Origin of the sequence: Aquabacterium soli, assembly GCF_003933735.1 — a bacterium.
Lineage (GTDB): Bacteria > Pseudomonadota > Gammaproteobacteria > Burkholderiales > Burkholderiaceae_C > Aquabacterium > Aquabacterium soli.
This window is the reverse complement of sequence record NZ_RSED01000038.1, coordinates 1-16,318: the sequence shown is the minus strand read 5'-3', so window position 1 is coordinate 16,318 and position 16,318 is coordinate 1. Positions and strand designations below refer to the sequence as shown.

The window sequence follows — 16,318 nt, the reverse complement described above, 5'->3', positions numbered from 1 at the left end:
CAGCGCTTCTTCCATCGCAGGATCACTCAGGCCAAACCACTGCTGCAGGTAATGAATGCGCAGCATCGTCTCAATGGCAAAAGGTGGGCGGCCGGTCTTGGACTTGGGCCAGTGGGGCTCAACCACGCCGACCAATACATCCCACGGCACGACCTTGTTCATCTGTTCCAGGAACTCACGCTTGCGCGTCTTCTTGGTCGACAGGTTCAATCCCAGGCTGACTTGCTTCATGTTCTTGCGCCACGCATCAACTTGACGACATCATCATGCAAGACCCGCGCCCTGCGGCAGGGTTTTGCAGACCTTCCCTAGCGCGTTGAATTTATTGATGTTTTTGTCTGAGTTTTGCTGATTTTTGCGTCTAGCTACCCACTTAGCTACCCAAATGGTCTGTGCTTGACGACGTGCTCATCTGCTCCCAACTGGTGGCTGCATTATCTCGTCGGGAAGCGCTGGTCATCTGGATGTCGACAGCGATTTCCCCTCGCGGTAGCCGCCTCGCCGCACACAGCGTGGCCGGCGACGCTGGGTGCCTTGCAAAGATCGCCATTTCCTCCTAAGATTGCATGAAATTTCAATGAGAAATCAATCGTGGAAAGCGTTTCTGCTCCATCGAGGATGCTGGTAAGCGGTGCCGCCGAACGGCTGGCTGCCTTATTGCGCCCCGGGCGCGTGTACCGGCGAGAGGATCTGGCAGAGATGAGCAATGCGGTGGACCGTCACGTGCGTGAGTTGGTCGCCGAGGGGCTTGTGAAGAAATTGGCGCAGGGCATGTACTACGTGCCGAGGGTGTCCAGCTTCGGTCCTGTACCGCCTGAGGATGCCGAGGTGGTTGGCAGCTTTCTTCGCGACAGTGACTTCCTCGTGTTCTCGCCTTCGGCATACAACGCTGTGGGCCTGGGTACCACGCAGCTATACAACCGCACACTGGTCTACAACCACAAGCGGCATGGTGTGTTCAAGCTGGGCAATCGGCAGTTCGATTTCCGGGTGAAACCACGTTTCCCCAAAAAGCTCACGCCGGAGTTTTTGTTTGTCGATCTGCTCAACAACCTTGAGCAGTTGGCTGAAGATCGCGATGCTGTCTTGCGGCAAGCGCAGAGCAAGCTGTCTTCGTTTGACCTCGACAAGCTCAAACGCGCGCTCTCGACGTTTGGCTCTGTGGCGACCCGCAAGCGAGCCAAAGGTTGGCTGAGTGCCTGAATTTCTGCATCACCGCAAGGACTTCGGCGACCTGCTTGCCGTGGTCGCTGACGAACGAAGCCTTGATCCGACATTGGTCGGGAAGGACTACTGGATCATGCATTGCCTTTTGGGGCTGCGAACTTAGGGGTTCAACTTCGAACTCAAGGGCGGCACATCCTTGTCCAAGGGCTTCGGTGTCATCCACCGATTCTCGGAGGACATCGACATCCGGATCGCGCCTCCCAAAGAGCTGGAGGTCAAGACCGGCCGCCATCACAACAAGGTCGCTCATGTCTCGTCCCGTCGGGCTTTCTATGACTGGCTGGCCACTAAAATCAGAATCCCGGGCATTTTTCAAGTCGCGCGTGATGAAGATTTCGACGACGAGAAGATGCGCAGCGGTGGCATTCGCCTGTCCTATGCAGCGCGCACGGCCCCATTGGCAGGTGTCAAAGACGGGATCTTGCTGGAGCTCGGCTTTGATGACACCGCACCCAACAGACCGGTGACAATCTCGTCCTGGGCGTGGGATACAGCAAGCGCACGCGGCGTATTAGTGGCAGACAACCGAGCTGTTGACGTGCCGTGCTACGCGCCTACCCACACCTTTGTCGAGAAGCTTCAGACGATTTCGACCAAGTACCGAAAGCTGGGAGAGGCACAGGGCTTCACAAACTGAGGCGCCATGAGCCGCACGGTGTGCTCAAGCTCCTGCAGCTTGCGAGCCCAGTGGTGAGCGCTGCCGCAAGCCTCCATGCCGATCAGGCACGGCGTCATGTTCGCGAAGAAGGCGGCAACCTGGTCTCGCCTTAACTGCTTGCGCAACACCGCCTTGCCGCGCTCGTTCGCTCCGTGGACCTGGAATACGTTCTTGGCCAGGTCGATGCCAATTGTCGTGTCTGCATGGTGGACGCTCCTTCCGTTTCAAGTGGCCGACACGCGCCACTCTGCCGTCATCGGGTGGGGGCGTCCATCCCATTGCTTACGAAGGATCTCTGGCGTCAGGGGAAAAACTTGGCCATCTTCAAGCGCAATAAGCCACTCCCGGTCTTGGCGCGCAGTCCGTTTGCCGAAGGGATATGGGGGGCTGCGGGATGGTCGACAGTCCCGGCGGGCGTTTGTGGGCGAGCCGGGCTGCTGCGTGAGCCTGTCGCGGAAAGTGGTGCCGTCTCAGACTGCCGTGCCGGCCGCAAACGAGTTGATCAGTTGGCGTTGTGCATGCAAGTGGTCTCCAGCGCTGTTCACGCGGTCCAGCAACAAGGCGCCTTCCAGCCCGGACATCATCACGGCGGCCAACCGGCTTGGGGGCAGGGGGTTAAGCAGTTCGCCCTTATGTTGCTTCAGGATCTGGGCCAACCAAGCTTCTGCCTGTTTGAAGAAGCCGCTCAAGAGGCTGCGGCAGTGCTCGTCGAGTGAGGACAACTCGGCGGCCAACATGCCGCACAGGCACAGCTTGTCGTCCTGAGCAGCTTCTTCAAATAGGTCAATAAAGGCTGACAGCTTGCGTTTTAAGGCTGTAGGCTTGTTGGCAATGGCTGTCAAGCGCTGCGCGAAGGCCTCGCTGTAGCTGGTGATCAGCACGGCGGTGAGGTCGTGCTTTTCCGGAAAGTAGTAGTGCACGCTAGACGACTTGACGCCCGTCTGTTCGGCGAGTTGGCGAAAACTCAGTTCGCGCAAGCCCGATCGCTGGACGATGGCCTGCGCCAGGGTTTGCAGTTCGGTACGTTTGTTAGCCATGGTACCGTTGTCTCAACCGTACATATTTTTGCGATATCGCTTTGCCAAGTGCTAGTCAAGCCGAAGGTGGGACTTGCACCAAGCTCAGGTGGCGCGTTTTGACCCAGACGGTGGTGCCTTGCGCCCCAGCGATGGCGGTGAGTCGCCCCCCTCGAGGGACGCGCAACCAAGACCAGGCTCGCAGTTCGTCTGCGCCCTCTGTGAAGCCGCCGGACAGCACCAGCAGTTCCGCGCCGTCAGGCATCACGGCGTCAAGCCGTGTGCCGGGTAGCCAGGTCTCCAGGCTCACAGTTTCGCGCTCGTCCTCGAACAAGGGCGTCACCGCCACGCCGGGGCGGGTGGCGTCGTCCACACGGCCGATCTTGTTGGTGTCGATCACCTCCGGGGTGCGGTCCGCCGGGTCGAACTGCCACAGCTTCACGAAGATCACGCAACCGGTCTCGGAGCCTGGCGTGTGTCGTGTGGTGGGCGGGTTGCGGATATAGCTGCCGGCAGGGTAGTCGCCGCGCTCGTCCTGGAAGACCCCGTCAAGCACCAGGAACTCTTCACCACCGTGGTGGGTGTGCGGGCTGAAATGGCTGCCGGGTGCGTAGCGCACGATGGAGGTTGCTCGGGCAACCTCACCGCCTATGCGGTCGAGCATTCTGCGCTGTACACCTGCCACAGGGGAGTCCACCCAGGGCAGGTCGGCACCATGCAGTAGCACCCGTTGGTCGAACTGGGCGTTGATGAGGTCCATCGGTACTCCGTTTGGGTGGTCAGGTGAAGGCAGTTGAGACTGTTCGAATCAGCCACCCATGCTGGGGCGCTGGGCCATACGAGCGCGCCACGCCTTCAGATGAGGCAAGTCCGCAGGCAACTCGATCTTGGCGAAGTCAGCAAAATTCAGGCCCACGAACAAAGTGATATCGGCGACTGAGAAGTGCTGGCCGGCTGCAAAGGGCTGCGTTGCCAGCACGCTGTCGAAATAGCGCATGCCGGCGATGGCACGCTCACGCTGCTTCAAACCCCATTCTTTGTTCTGGTACAGCTCCAGCGCACCAAGGCCGGGTGTGGCATGGTGGAAGTAGGTACCCACGGCGTCCATCACGCCCTGTTCGGCGCGGCACTGCATCATGTGGATCACCGCGCGGTCCTTGGCGGTCGTGCCAGTCAGCGAAATGCCGTCGAATGCATGGTCGATGTACTCAGTAATGGCCGTGCATTCGCTGATGGTGGTGCCGTCGCCCAATTCCAGCACAGGCACGGTAGCGTTGGGATTCATCGCCAAAAAGCCGGGCAGGCGGTGCTCGCCCTTCAAAACGTCGACATGCACAAATTGCATCTTGTCAGTGGCGCCTTTTTCGGCAAGGGCAATGCGCACACGGGCGGGGTTGGGAAAGCCTTCAAAGTCGTAGATTTTCATGATTTATGGGTTCATGGGTTCATGGGTTTGTGAATTCACGCAGGGTCGGTTATCAGATGCGTGCCATGGGTGAGAGCAGCGCCAGCACGTAGTGCTACGGCCACGAAGGTTGCCTGAGCCAGTTCTTGCTCGTTGGCACCAGCAGCAACTGCTGCCTTGCGATGAACCTCCAGACAGTAGCCGCACTGCGTGGTAAGTGCCACAGCGATTGCGATCAACTCTTTGTGTTTCTTTGAGATGGCGCCCTCTGCCAGTGCTGCCTTGTCCATTTCTTGGAAGCCTTTCATGGCTGCTGGAGCGCCAGCAGCAAGGCGAGGTATTTCTTCAGGTTGGAAAAGTCGAATGGAGTGTCTTTTGTGTTGTGGACAGGTTGCTAAGTTTATCTATCTATCAGAAGGTAGGCAATCTCCTTATTCTTCTAGGGGAATTGGTCTTGGTGACTTACCAGGGCACTTCTTGAAACCCACTGGCGCCGCGCTAGCTGACGCGGCAAGATGCTGATCATGGTCACACCGCGCATCAAGCCATCGGTCTTCTTTCAAGACCCGCCCGACACCGACTTGTTTGTGCAGGCACATCGGCAAGCCAAGTTGGGCAGCTACGTTGCCAACCTGGCGGCGATGGATGGACTGATCGACTTCAGTGCAGTGGCCCAATCGGTTGAGACGGCGTGCCCACGTGCAGAGCGCAGCAAGGGCGGTCGACCGCCCTACGCCAGCGAGGTCATGGTGCGAATGGAGTTCCTGCAGGCGCTGTACAACCTCAGCGATGAGGAGTGCGAGCACCAGATGCTCGACCGCATGAGCTTTCAGCGGTTTTGCCGCGTCGACGGCCAGCTCCACATTCCCGATGCGCGCACGCTGTGGAGCTTCAAGCAACGCCTGGCCAAGGGCGGTCTGGGTGGACGGGTCATCTTCGCTGCGGTGAGCCAGCAGTTGCAGCAGCAGGACTACCTCCCGCGTGGCGGGCAGATTGTGGATGCCAGTATCGTGCAAGCGCCCATCACGCAGGCCCTCAGCGAAGAGCGCCAGGCGCTCAACGAAGGCCAGGCACCTGAGGGTTGGAGCACGAAGCGGTTGCAGCACACCGACCGAGATGCGCGCTGGACCAAGAAGCATGGCAAGAGCTTTTATGGCTACAAGGTGCACAGCAACGTGGACGCACGCTGGAAGCTGATTCGCCGCATCGTGGTGACGCCAGCCAATGTGGACGATGGTCAATCGCTGGGGGAGGTGCTAGACGCGGGCAACACCCGAGGACGCGTGTTGGCAGACCGGGGTTATGACGCGCAGGCCAACCGTGAATTGCTGGCCCGACACCAGTTGGGCGACGGTATCGCCCGGCGAGCCAAGCCAGGCCAGAAAGCCCGACAGCGGCTGGGCGCGCGCAACCGCAGCATCAACAAGACAAGGTCCCGCGTCGAACATGTGTTTGCCGGGCTGGAGCAGCTGGGTGGCAAAGTGGTTCGGGCCATGACGCTGGCCAGAAACGAGCTGGCGATCACGCTCAAGTGCGTGGCCTACAACGCCAAAACATTGGTGTGGTTGGTGGCGCAAGGCGCGCCGACATGAGGGGCAAGATGCGCGCGCATGGTGCCCAGGCGGGCGTTTTGCAGCGTGCCAGGGTCAGCCTGCGCTGCGGCGGGCGGCCAGAGCGGGTACCGCAATGAGGCCGCCGGGCCGAACAATCTCAAGGCCTGGGGCGAATGGGCCTCCTGCGCTTTGGGAAATTGGGTTACGCGAAGTGCCCACCAGTAACCTGCCGCAGCAGACTCTGTGACCTGCTTGACCGCTTCAAGATTGAATTTTGGGGTGTAACGTAGTTTGCTCATGACACCTCCTATTGGCCTTCAATGTGAGAGTCATAGGTGTTAGCTGGGCAGGGGCGATCCAGTGAAATGGATCTGGGGCCTGTCCAGAAAGGCTCGTATGATCGGTTTGGTGAAGGCCTCGGGTACAGTTAGGTGAACGGGTTCTGGTGCAGGCTTGACTCAAGCAAGTTCTGAGGTCACCAGCCTGACCTGAAACGTTTTTGGGTAATGGGATGGGCCAATGGTTACGGCAACGCAAATTGCGACGGAGCGATATGAGCCCAAGTTCATTCATCATTCTTTAAGAAGGGTAAGTCGATAGTGACATTACACACAGCAGATATGGCACAGGCCCCCGACATTCCCCATCGGTCCGGCCGCCATTGCGGGAGTTCGGCCATCCGGGACTTGCTTGAGTTCCATGGCACGACGCTGACCGAGGCCATGTGTTTTGGGCTGGGCTCGGGGCTGGGCATCACATACCTGACGCTGCCTGATGCCCCGGTACCTTTTCTGGTCCATGTGCGCTCGCTGGGATATGAGGAGCGGGTATTCCAGGCGCTGGACGTACCGTTCGCCTGGACAAGTTACAGCTCCGTCGAGGAGGGCGCGCAGGCGCTGGATGGCTTGCTCGACCAGGGGCGCCCAGCCCTGCTCCTGACCGATATTTTTCACTTGCCGTACTTTACCAGCCGGACGCATTTTCCCGGCCACGCCATCGTTGCCTGGCAGCGCCAACCGGCGGACGGCTGCATTCTGGTGACCGATACCGAGCGCCCCGCGCCCATCCCGGTGGCACGTTCCGATCTGGCCCGTGCCCGCTTCGCGGAACTGCCTCCTTTTTTTCATGCTGGCAACTTGTTCGCGCCTCCCGCCATTCATGCGCGGCTTTCGGTCGAGCGGGTGGCTGAAGCCATACGCCACAACGCACGTTTACTGCTGGAGGGCGGACCTTATGCCGGCGTGGCCGCGCTCGATACCTGGCTGGCCGATCTTGGTCGCTGGGAACGCGAGGGCGACTGGCGCTGGACGACGCGTTTTGCTTATCAAATCATCGAACGGCGCGGCACGGGCGGCGGCGGTTTTCGCAAAATGTACGCAGAATTTCTGAACGAAGCCGCATCGGCTGATCCACGCATCAGCGATCTGCAACTGCCGCAGCTTATGACAGACTGTGCCGCATGCTGGACATCGCTGGCGCTGGCGCTGAAAGCAGGCTCCGAGAGTGAATGCTTCCCTACGAAATTGCTCGCAGATGCCCTGCAAGCCGTACGGGCGGCGGAGCGTCGCTATATCGACGCTGCTCTGATCTATTGAGTGAACACATTTACAGTGCAAATTGAGGAGCAGGCATGTCGCATATGAAGCCGCAACTGGACCAAGCTGCCATGGCAAAAGCTTTTTTCGGCAGTCAGCATCCACTGTTCAACGCCCTCGGCGTCGACGTGGTGGCGGTGGCCGACGCCAAGGCGGAGATGGTGATGCCGTTTTCTGAGGCTCTGGCCGACGGCCTTGGAGCGTTGCATCGGGGCACACTCGTGACCCTGCTTGACACGACGTGTGGACTGGCGATTTTCTCCGCGCTACGCTCGCTCAGGCCTATCGCCACCATTGACCTGCGCGTCGATTACCTTCGTGCCATTCCGGCGGGCAGCGGCCTGCGCGCGGTGGTCGAATGCATCGGCTGGACAGACAGCGTGGCCTTTGTCTCCGGCCGGGCTTATGCGGCGGGTGACGAGATGCCGCTTGCCACGGTGACGGGATCCTTTGCCATCGATACGTTAGGACCGGCTTTCGATACGACGGACAGGAGTGCGGCATGACGAGGGTGGTTAAATCAATGACAGATTGTGCAGAGGCAGCAATGGTCCTCGTGCCGGCGGTGCCCTTCCATCGGTTTCTGGGTATGCGGGAGGAGGTCGTTGAGGGCGAGACACGCTACCTCATGGACTTTTGCGAAAATCATGTCGGCAATCCCCTGATCCGGACCTTCCATGGTGGTGTACTTGCCAGCTTTGGAGAAGTGGTCGCGGCTACCCATCTTGCACGATCCCTGGCGCGGGTCGAGTTACCTGCTTGCTCGACGCTTACCTTCGATTACTTGCGACCGGCTTTCGCCGGCACGATTTGCGCGGTGCCCCACATTGTGCGGGCGGGACGACGTATCACAACGGTCTCGGTGCAGTTGCGCCTGGACAATAAGCTGGCGTGCATTGGGCGCTTCCTGTTTCCCGTGGGGACTGCAGACTTGGGAGGCAGCGCGTGACCCACGGTCGAGACATGACTGGTTTACGAATCAAAACTGACGCTTGAATCGCCACACGCCCAACCCGAAGATCGCCATGCCAAGCAGCAGCGCCAAACCCACAGGATGTCCCATCCCGCGCCCTGAAGCAGGATGCCGTAGCCCATCTCGACGAAGTAATAAAGTGGAGAGATAGACATGGCTTCGCGCAGCCCGATGGCATGGCTTCGGGTGGGGATCAGGTACCGGAAGGGAAGGTCATCGGCACCAGCACGAGGATGGCGAGCAGCGCAGCCTGGGCGAGATTGGGTGCGATGGTGGCGATGTAGAGACCCAGTTCGCGGCGGTGGATGTGTAGAGCGCTGTGCTGCCCGACCCGATGGCCACGTCCTACCGGGACCCGAAGAAGCCCCTGTGGCTGCTGCCAGCCCTGATCCCCGCCATCGTGGCCACGGGCCCGGTGGCCCAGCTGATGGGCCAGGACCACGCCGCCTGGTACGTCCTGCCCTTTTTGGTGCTGTTCGTGCTGGTGCCCATCCTGGAATGGCTGATCGGCGACGACACCAGCAACCCGCCCGAGGCCGCCGTGCCCGACCTCGAACCTTGGCTGCAAGCTTGACCAGGTCGTCTATGCGGACGGTGCCGTCGACGACGGAGAACTCGGTGTGGGCGCGGAGGTGAACAAAAGGCATGGGGCGATTGTAAGAAGCCGGCGCCCCTCGCCTGCACCCAATTCCCCGGGCAGTTTTTTCAGATTCGCAGGTTTGAATGCGCTGGATGTATCAATTTGCGACCGAATCTCCGAACGATGTCTTCAGTTCTCTGGTTCTGCGCCGGCAACAACGACGAATGCTGAAAGGAGCTCGACATGTCATTTTTCGGTGCGCGCGGGCTTGCCGCCCGCATCGCCCTGGCTTCGGTGCTGGTTTGCGCCGGCCTGATCGGGGCCGCCCTGTTCACGGTCTGGCGGCTGCAGGACGTCTCCACCGTCAGCGATCAAACGGCCAAGCACCGCATCCCGCAACTCTCGGAGATCGCCCAGGTCGAGCTCAACGTCACCCGCGCCTCGCTGCAACTGCGCCACGCCATGCTGGCGCGCACGCCCGCTGAACGCGACGCGGCCTTGCAGGACGTGCAAACCAAACGCCAGCTGATCGAGCAGCTGCTCAAGACCTATGAGCAGCAACTGTTCACCAGCGCCGGCAAGGAACGCTTTGAGGCCATCCCGCCAGCGGTGCAGGCTTTCTGGGTCCAAGGGGAGGCCAACGTCAAGCTCATCGCCGAGGGCCGCAAGGACGAGGCCTTTGCTTACCTGGTCGACCACACCATCCCGGCTCGCAACGCGCTGCTCAAAGAACTGGCGGAGACCGTGAGCTACCAGCGCGACAGCGCCGAGCGCGACATCGCGCACATCCAATCGAGCATCCAGCAGACCTTGATGGTGCTGTTGGGCGTGTTCCTGTTCATCGGCGGCGCCATGGTGACGCTGTCCTGGTGGATCGGGCGCACCCTGAAGATGCGGGTGGATCGCTCACGGGAGGTGGCCGAGCGCGTGCGCGATGGCAACCTCAGCACCACCATCCACGAAGATCAGCGCGACGAGTTCACGCCCCTGCTGGCGGCGCTTTCCGACATGCAGGCCAGCTTGACCCAGGTGGTCACGCGGGTGCGCGGCAACGCCGAAGCCGTGGCCACGGCCAGCGCCCAGATTTCGCAAGGCAGCCAGGACCTGTCGCAACGCACCGAGCAACAAGCCGGCTCGCTGCAGCAAACCGCCTCCACCATGTCGGACCTGGGGCACACGGTGCAGCGCAACGCAGAGAACGCATTGCAGGCCACCGCCATGGCCCAGGCGGCCGCTCAGGTCGCCGAACAGGGCGGTGGGGTCGTGCGCGAGGTGGTCGAGACCATGCAGGGCATCAACGAGGCCTCGCGCAAGATCTCCGACATCATCTCGGTGATCGACGGCATCGCCTTCCAGACCAACATCCTGGCCCTGAACGCGGCGGTGGAAGCGGCCCGCGCAGGTGAGCAAGGCCGAGGCTTCGCCGTGGTGGCGGCCGAGGTGCGCTCGCTGGCGCAGCGCAGCGCTGGCGCCGCCCGCGAGATCAAGCACCTCATCACGGCCAGCGCCGAGCGCGTCGAGCGAGGCAGCACGCTGGTGAACCAGGCCGGTGACACCATGGTCCAGATCGTGGATGCCATCGGGCGGGTCAACACCATCGTGGCCGAGATCAGCACGGCCAGCGCCGAGCAGCAAGCCGGGGAGTCGGTGGTCGGCCAGGCCATCCAGCAAATGGACCACGGCACGCAGCAGAACGCGGCCCTGGTTGAAGAGTCGGCCTCGGCCTCCGAGAGCCTGCAGCACCAGGCTGCCGAGCTCGTTCAGTCGGTGGCGGTGTTCAAGGTCTGAGCACCCGCTGATCGCCGGAAGTCGCTCGGCGGCATGCCCACCCAGCGCCGGAAGGTGCGGCTGAAATTGGACGTGTCCTGATAGCCCAGCCGGTCGGCGATGGCTTCGACGCTCATGTCCGAGTGCAGCAGCCACCAGCAGGCCAGGTCTTCGCGCACGCGGTCGAGCAGCTGCTGGTAGGTCAGGCCCTCGTCGCCCAGTTTGCGGATCAGGGTGCGGCTGGAGACGTGCTCGCGCTCGGCCAACTCGCTCAGGGTCGGGTAGCCGCCCTCGCAGGCCAGCAAGAGCCTCAAGATGCGGTCGCCCACGGGCCCCAGGCGGTCACGCGGGTCGTTCTGCTGTGACCACAGGCGCTCGCACTCGCGCAAGGCCATGCGGTGGGTCTGCGGGTCAGGGGCCAGGCCCGGGTGGCTCAGGAGCGACAGCGGCAACACCATGGCCGAGCGCTCCATGCCAAAGCGCACCGAAGGCCACCAGCGGCGGTAGGCATCGGCCCACGGCGGCTCCGGGAAGGCGAACTCCACACGGGCCACGCGGGTCATGTCCAGCCCCGTGAGCGTGTCGAGCAGGCGCAGGCCCGCGCCCATCAGGTGGCCCATGATGTACTCGCGCACATCCGGGGCCTGCAGGTGCTCGCGCATCCACAGGGTGACCTCGTCGCCCTGCTGGTCGACCTCCAGCGAGATCAGGCTCTGACGCAAGCCGGCGTGGCGCTGGATCAGGGCCAGCGCCTGCCCCACGTTGTCGCACGACATGGCCGCCACCCCCACCGGCCCGTGCGCCGACAGCTGCGTGCCCCAGCCCACGGTGATGCCCAGCCAGGGCTCCTGCGTGAGCGCCACCGCGCGCCGGATCAGCCGGGTCACCTCGTCGAAGCTCAGGTAGCGGTTGCCCTCGTGCAGTGACGCCCAGTTCAGCCGCGTGCCGGACAGGATCTGCGCCTCGTCGAAGCCACGGCGGCGCATCTCGGCGCAGATCAGCCGGGCGTAGATGGGGTGCAGCGCGGGCGCCAGCCAGTCGGCCGCCTGCGTGGGAGGGGTTCGGGTGCTCACGGTGAGTGTCACAAAATGACGATAAGTTGCCAGCGCAGACGGTACCCCATTTCGGCCTGCGCTCGCAAGATCGCATCACTCCATTTCACCGACTCACACCGAGGAGACAACAACATGAGCGCCGTGCTGCCCGACCCGCTGGCCGCGTCCTACCGGGACCCGAAGAAGCCCCTCTGGCTGCTGCCAGCCCTGATCCCCGCCATCGTGGCCACGGGCCCGGTGGCCCACCTGATGGGCCAGGACCACGCCGCCTGGTACGTCCTGCCCTTTTTGGTGCTGTTCGTGCTGGTGCCCATCCTGGACTGGCTGATCGGCGACGACACCAGCAACCCGCCTGAAGCCGCCGTGCCCGACCTCGAGCGCCGCGCCTTCTACCGCTGGATGATCTACCTGGCCATCCCCGTGGGCTGGGCCACCACGCTGTTCAACGTGTGGTTCCTGAGCACGCACGCGGTGCCCTGGTATGGCGTGGTCACCACCGTCATCATCAACGGCTTCATGCTGGGCCTGGTGATGAACATGAGCCACGAGCTGGGCCACAAGAAGGAATGGCTGCCCCGCAAGGCCGCGCTGTTCAACCTCTCGCTGGGCGCCTACACGCACTTTTGCATCGAGCACAACCGCGGCCACCACCGCCACGTGGCCACGCCGGAAGACCCGGCTTCGTCCAAGATGGGCGAGACGATCTACCGCTTCATGTTCCGCGAGATGCCCGGCGCCTACTTCCGCGGCTGGGACCTGGAGGTCGAGCGCCTGGAGCGCCAGGGCAAGTCGGCCTGGAGCCTGGACAACGAGATCGTGCAGGGCTGGATCGGCACCGCCATCGTCTGGGGCGGCATGACCGCCTGGCTGGGCACGCAGGCCCTGGTGCTGCTGATGGTGCTGGCCTTCCTGGGCGCCTTCATGCTGACCTCGGCCAACTACATCGAGCACTACGGCCTGCTGCGCCAGAAGAAGCCCGATGGCCGCTACGAACACTGCCAGCCGCACCACTCGTGGAACAGCAACCACGTGCTGTCCAACATCCTGACCTTCCAGCTGCAGCGCCACTCCGACCACCACGCCAACCCGACGCGCAGCTACCAGTCGCTGCGCAGCTTCCACGACATTCCGACCTTCCTGCCGCTGGGCTACACGGGCATGTTCCTGGTCGCTTACGTGCCGCCGCTGTGGTTTGCCGTGATGGACAAGCGAGTGGTTAAAGCCACCGGTGGCGATGCCTCGCGCATCAACTTTTTGCCGGCGCAACGCAAGCGCTTGGTCCAGACCTATGAGATGCAGGACACGGCCTCAGCGGCCTGAAATATAAGCTCCCAACACTGATCGCGAGTGGCTGAGAAGGTCTGTCGCCTTCAGGATCGAGAACGTGCGCACCACCGTCTCCTCGGTTAGCACGCCCGTGTCATCCATCAGAAGGCATGGCGCCGCCTGGAATAGCGGCTCCACCATCAGGCGAAGGGGCAGGCGCGCGCGACGAGCCGCGCTGAGCCCGTCGGCAACGTCCGCGGCGTCGGGCCGAACATGTCGGCATGCTGCCATGCTCGCCTTGCGGGCGAATAGCGGAGCCAGCGACCTCTCTACCTCTGCCCACGGCACACGTAGTACCAGCATTGCCAGCGGGTCGCGCAAGCCGATCATGGCATCCACCGGGGAAAAACCCAGAGTTTTGGCCATCCCTGTTGCCAGGCTCTGCCCATATTCACGGGCGTGGCGGTGAATTTGCAAGACCGACACAGGGCGACGCTGAGCATGCGCCTGGAGGATTTTGCCCAAGCCCTACACGATCGCACACGAGGTCGGCCACCGATGTGCAAAACCTCGAAGGTACCTCTTTCAAGCTGGTACCCGATGCACGGGTGCGTCTGTCAGGCGCAATGGAAAGCCATGAGCGTACGCCTTGAGCGGCAGGGCGGTTACTATGCTGGCACCGGGCGGCGCACGAAACGCAGCAATTCAAGCAGGGGATGGAAAACAGCGACTTGAAGAAGCCATGAATGCAGGTCTAGCATCAATCACAGGTCTGCCACCGTAGCCCTATTTTTACAACGCCATGGCTCAAGCAGAAGCCTTGAGCCCCCAGCCAGCCCGCTTGTTGGCGGCCTCAGACAGCTTCAACTCTTCGGGGCTGGCGTACTTCAGATCCCACTCCTTGACCTTGGGGTCCATCAGTTTGAACCACAGAGGCGGAACCATGGCCACCAGGATGGTGGTCAGGTAGCCACCGATCATCATGGGCGCTTCAGGGAAGGGCTTGAGGTCTTGATAAGGCACTTCGCCTTGGGCATGGTGATGCGAGTGGCGGGTCAGGTTGAACATCGACCATGAACTGATGCGCTTGTTGGTGTTCCAAGAGTGACGAGGCTGAACCGGGAGCTTGGGGTCGCGAACCATGCCGTAGTGTTCCATGTAGTTAACGATCTCCAGCAGCGATTTGCCCCACAGCGCACTGGCAATGAAGAAGCCAGCCACAGGCCAGCCGCCCATGGCATATGCCACCGCTACCAACAGCAAACTCATCAGGTGACCACGGATCACGCCGTTACGCAAGGAGATGGCGCCGTGGCCATCGCGCTTGAGGCGCTTTTTCTCGATGTTCCACGCGCTGATGTTGCCCTTGATGGTCGAGGCAAGGACGTGGAAGTACACATTGCGGCCGCGAGGTGCGGTGGCTGGGTCTTCAGTGGTGGACACATAACGGTGATGGCCGTAGACGTGCTCGATCGAGAAAATGGTGTCAAAGCTGAAAGCCAACAACCAGCGACCGACAAACATCGAGATCGGATCCCAGGTGCGGTGAGTCAGTTCGTGGGCGGTGATGGTGCCAACCATGCCGATCATCAGGCCGGAGAGCAGGATGGTCGAGATGTGGTGGCCCCAGAAGGTGCTTTCGCGGGCTGCCAGGGCATCGAAGCCCGTGAGCTGCTGCACCCAGGCGCCATAGCCCAGCACGTCGCCGGAGCTCACACTCCAAAGCGATGCGAAGATGATCATTAACAGCAAGGGCAAAGCCATCCACAGCTGCGCAGTCAAGATGCCGGGATACTTGAAGGTGGGTGTGGTGGTGTCGTCGCCACAGACAGCGTCGCCCACCATGTAGAAAACCAAGATGGTGATCAGACCGTAGGTGGTGTAAGCGCCACCTAGGGTGACCATCGTCAGAGCCAGCAGGCCGATGATATGGAATAGGAAATACTTGAGGTAGTGCAGAATGTTCATCATCACTGTGCTCCTGTAGAGTCGTGCAAGGTCGTGAAACGGTCGGCGCGGATTTGTTCTTTGGCGATGCCGCGGTCGCGCAATACTGCGCTGACGGCATCGACCATGACGGGTGGGCCGCACAGGTAGGCATGGGCACCGTTGGGCAGGTGCTCGGCCAGGGCGCTGTCAACGTTGCCGAGCGCACCTGCCCAACTGCTGCCATCGGGTTCGGCCGACAGCACGGGCACAAAGCGGAAGGCCGCAGGCCATTGGGTGCGAAGGGCTTCCAGCGTGTCTTGAGCGTACAAGTCAGCTTGCTGGCGGGCACCAAACAAGATGGTGACGGGGCGTTTGACGCCTTGGGCCAGAGCGTCTTCCAAGATGGCCAGAACGGGGGCCAGGCCGCTGCCGCCGGCCACCATCAGTAAGGGGGCGTCAGAGGGGCGCAGCCAGAAATCGCCCATGGGGCCCTTCACGCTGGCGCGCTGTCCAACCAGATCATGTTTATGCACATGGCTGGAGAACACGCCATTGGGCACCTTGCGTACCAGGAAACTGACCTGGGAATTGGGCTGCGAGGCGGTGGCAAACGAGTAGCTGCGATCAACCCCGGGCAGGCTGTCAACCGACAATTGTGCGTACTGGCCAGCTTTGTAAGGCAGTGAGTCGTCCAGTTGGATGCGCAGGCTGACGATGTCGTGGGTGAGTGCGGTGCAGGCCACCACCCGGCCACTTACGGTGCGGCGGGCTTGCTGGGCGGCCATGTCTACTTCGATGGTGACATTGGTTTGTGGCACCGACTGGCAGGCCAGGATCATGCCGGCGTCCAAATCTTCGTCCGACAAGATGTAGGCGGTCTGAGTCAGCTCCTTGACCTTGCCGTCGACCAGCTTGCATTTACAGGCTGCGCAGCCACCCACGCGGCAGCTGTTCGGGAAATCAATGCCTTCGCGCAACGCTGCCTGGAGCAAGGTCTCCTTGGGATTGACCATGATGGGCACCCCATTGATGCTGGCCTGGTTGGGGCCGGACTTCTTGAAAAACGAAAACATTGGCGTACTGTTAGTTTGATGGCGCTAAGTATTTGTATCCTATGAATCCTGGGGTAGATCAAGGGTAGGTTGTCTTGACACAAAAAGGTCATTTATTGACAATTGGCGCTTTTCAAAAAATCAAACCGTGCACAACGCAGCACTGCCCCTCCACTACGTGCGCCTTATCGCCGACATGCTGTCTGGCATGGGGGTGAATGTGAAACGCCCCCCTGATTCAC

Annotated in this window: 18 protein-coding genes and 2 pseudogenes; 9 read left to right on the top strand and 11 right to left on the bottom strand. The window is 61.6% G+C overall.

Going from position 1 to position 16,318, the window contains the following annotated elements; translation table 11 throughout:
* On the bottom strand, positions 1-231 hold a 231-nt coding region (locus EIP75_RS23435; RefSeq protein WP_148100980.1), incomplete at its 3' end, for a transposase.
* 360 nt (positions 232-591) lie between these two features.
* Between EIP75_RS23435 and EIP75_RS23430 the strand changes: the two genes are divergently transcribed.
* Both EIP75_RS23430 and EIP75_RS23425 read left to right on the top strand, forming a co-directional pair.
* Positions 592-1,203 (top strand): hypothetical protein, encoded by a 612-nt coding sequence (locus tag EIP75_RS23430; RefSeq protein ID WP_230179362.1) that lies wholly within the window; start codon positions 592-594, stop codon positions 1,201-1,203.
* 148 nt (positions 1,204-1,351) lie between these two features.
* Positions 1,352-1,864: pseudogene (locus EIP75_RS23425) on the top strand (nucleotidyl transferase AbiEii/AbiGii toxin family protein); the annotation flags it as partial.
* Here EIP75_RS23425 and EIP75_RS23420 read toward each other — a convergent pair.
* The 5 genes and pseudogenes from EIP75_RS23420 to EIP75_RS23400 form a co-directional block, all read right to left on the bottom strand.
* A pseudogene (locus EIP75_RS23420) lies at positions 1,849-2,076 on the bottom strand (IS110 family transposase); the annotation flags it as partial. The pseudogenes EIP75_RS23425 and EIP75_RS23420 sit on opposite strands and share 16 nt — an antisense overlap.
* A gap of 279 nt (positions 2,077-2,355) precedes the next feature.
* Positions 2,356-2,922 (bottom strand): TetR/AcrR family transcriptional regulator, encoded by a 567-nt coding sequence (locus tag EIP75_RS23415; protein ID WP_125245605.1) that lies wholly within the window; start codon positions 2,920-2,922, stop codon positions 2,356-2,358.
* 55 nt (positions 2,923-2,977) lie between these two features.
* Complete coding sequence (locus tag EIP75_RS23410) at positions 2,978-3,661, bottom strand: cupin domain-containing protein (protein ID WP_125245604.1); 684 nt, start codon at positions 3,659-3,661, stop codon at positions 2,978-2,980.
* A gap of 48 nt (positions 3,662-3,709) precedes the next feature.
* On the bottom strand, positions 3,710-4,327 hold the full coding sequence (locus EIP75_RS23405) for a glutathione S-transferase family protein (protein WP_125245603.1): 618 nt from the start codon (positions 4,325-4,327) through the stop codon (positions 3,710-3,712).
* Between the two features lie 35 nt (positions 4,328-4,362).
* Complete coding sequence (locus EIP75_RS23400; RefSeq protein ID WP_125245602.1) at positions 4,363-4,614, bottom strand: carboxymuconolactone decarboxylase family protein; 252 nt, start codon at positions 4,612-4,614, stop codon at positions 4,363-4,365.
* 216 nt (positions 4,615-4,830) lie between these two features.
* On the opposite strand from EIP75_RS23400, the gene EIP75_RS23395 reads away from it, so the two are divergent.
* Positions 4,831-5,898: an IS5 family transposase gene (locus EIP75_RS23395; protein WP_125245601.1), complete on the top strand. Its 1,068-nt coding sequence runs from the start codon at positions 4,831-4,833 to the stop codon at positions 5,896-5,898.
* Here the strand turns inward: EIP75_RS23395 and EIP75_RS23390 are convergent.
* A complete protein-coding gene (locus EIP75_RS23390) occupies positions 5,847-6,158 on the bottom strand; it encodes a hypothetical protein (RefSeq protein WP_125245600.1) in 312 nt (103 codons plus the stop codon). The two genes, EIP75_RS23395 and EIP75_RS23390, sit on opposite strands and share 52 nt — an antisense overlap.
* 321 nt (positions 6,159-6,479) lie before the next feature.
* On the opposite strand from EIP75_RS23390, the gene EIP75_RS23385 reads away from it, so the two are divergent.
* The 5 genes from EIP75_RS23385 (at position 6,480) to EIP75_RS24945 (ending at position 10,795) form a co-directional block, all read left to right on the top strand.
* Complete coding sequence (locus tag EIP75_RS23385) at positions 6,480-7,454, top strand: BtrH N-terminal domain-containing protein (RefSeq protein ID WP_125245599.1); 975 nt, start codon at positions 6,480-6,482, stop codon at positions 7,452-7,454.
* A gap of 35 nt (positions 7,455-7,489) precedes the next feature.
* Positions 7,490-7,960, top strand: a complete 471-nt coding sequence (locus EIP75_RS23380) for a PaaI family thioesterase (protein WP_199758686.1) — start codon at positions 7,490-7,492, stop codon at positions 7,958-7,960.
* On the top strand, positions 7,957-8,403 hold the full coding sequence (locus EIP75_RS23375; RefSeq protein ID WP_199758685.1) for a PaaI family thioesterase: 447 nt from the start codon (positions 7,957-7,959) through the stop codon (positions 8,401-8,403). The genes EIP75_RS23380 and EIP75_RS23375 overlap by 4 nt, the downstream gene beginning before the upstream one ends.
* A 358-nt stretch (positions 8,404-8,761) precedes the next feature.
* A complete protein-coding gene (locus tag EIP75_RS23370; RefSeq protein ID WP_125245598.1) occupies positions 8,762-9,001 on the top strand; it encodes a hypothetical protein in 240 nt (79 codons plus the stop codon).
* Between the two features lie 249 nt (positions 9,002-9,250).
* Complete coding sequence (locus EIP75_RS24945) at positions 9,251-10,795, top strand: methyl-accepting chemotaxis protein (protein ID WP_125245597.1); 1,545 nt, start codon at positions 9,251-9,253, stop codon at positions 10,793-10,795.
* On the opposite strand, the gene EIP75_RS23360 is transcribed toward EIP75_RS24945, so the two are convergent.
* The gene (locus EIP75_RS23360; RefSeq protein WP_125245596.1) at positions 10,768-11,847 is read right to left on the bottom strand and encodes an AraC family transcriptional regulator; all 1,080 of its coding nucleotides are present in this window, start codon (positions 11,845-11,847) and stop codon (positions 10,768-10,770) included. The two genes, EIP75_RS24945 and EIP75_RS23360, sit on opposite strands and share 28 nt — an antisense overlap.
* 114 nt (positions 11,848-11,961) lie before the next feature.
* Here EIP75_RS23360 and EIP75_RS23355 point away from each other — a divergent pair, with 114 nt between their 5' ends.
* Complete coding sequence (locus EIP75_RS23355; RefSeq protein WP_125245595.1) at positions 11,962-13,149, top strand: alkane 1-monooxygenase; 1,188 nt, start codon at positions 11,962-11,964, stop codon at positions 13,147-13,149.
* Here the strand turns inward: EIP75_RS23355 and EIP75_RS23350 are convergent.
* The 3 genes from EIP75_RS23350 to EIP75_RS23340 form a co-directional block, all read right to left on the bottom strand.
* The gene (locus tag EIP75_RS23350; protein ID WP_125245594.1) at positions 13,138-13,620 is read right to left on the bottom strand and encodes a hypothetical protein; all 483 of its coding nucleotides are present in this window, start codon (positions 13,618-13,620) and stop codon (positions 13,138-13,140) included. The two genes, EIP75_RS23355 and EIP75_RS23350, sit on opposite strands and share 12 nt — an antisense overlap.
* Positions 13,621-13,902: 282 nt before the next feature.
* Positions 13,903-15,066 carry an alkane 1-monooxygenase gene (locus EIP75_RS23345; RefSeq protein WP_230179365.1) on the bottom strand — a complete coding sequence of 388 codons (1,164 nt, stop codon included), beginning with the start codon at positions 15,064-15,066 and terminating at the stop codon, positions 13,903-13,905.
* Positions 15,066-16,097 carry a 2Fe-2S iron-sulfur cluster-binding protein gene (locus tag EIP75_RS23340; RefSeq protein ID WP_125245593.1) on the bottom strand — a complete coding sequence of 344 codons (1,032 nt, stop codon included), beginning with the start codon at positions 16,095-16,097 and terminating at the stop codon, positions 15,066-15,068. The genes EIP75_RS23345 and EIP75_RS23340 overlap by 1 nt, the downstream gene beginning before the upstream one ends.
* Positions 16,098-16,318: the final 221 nt, after the last annotated feature.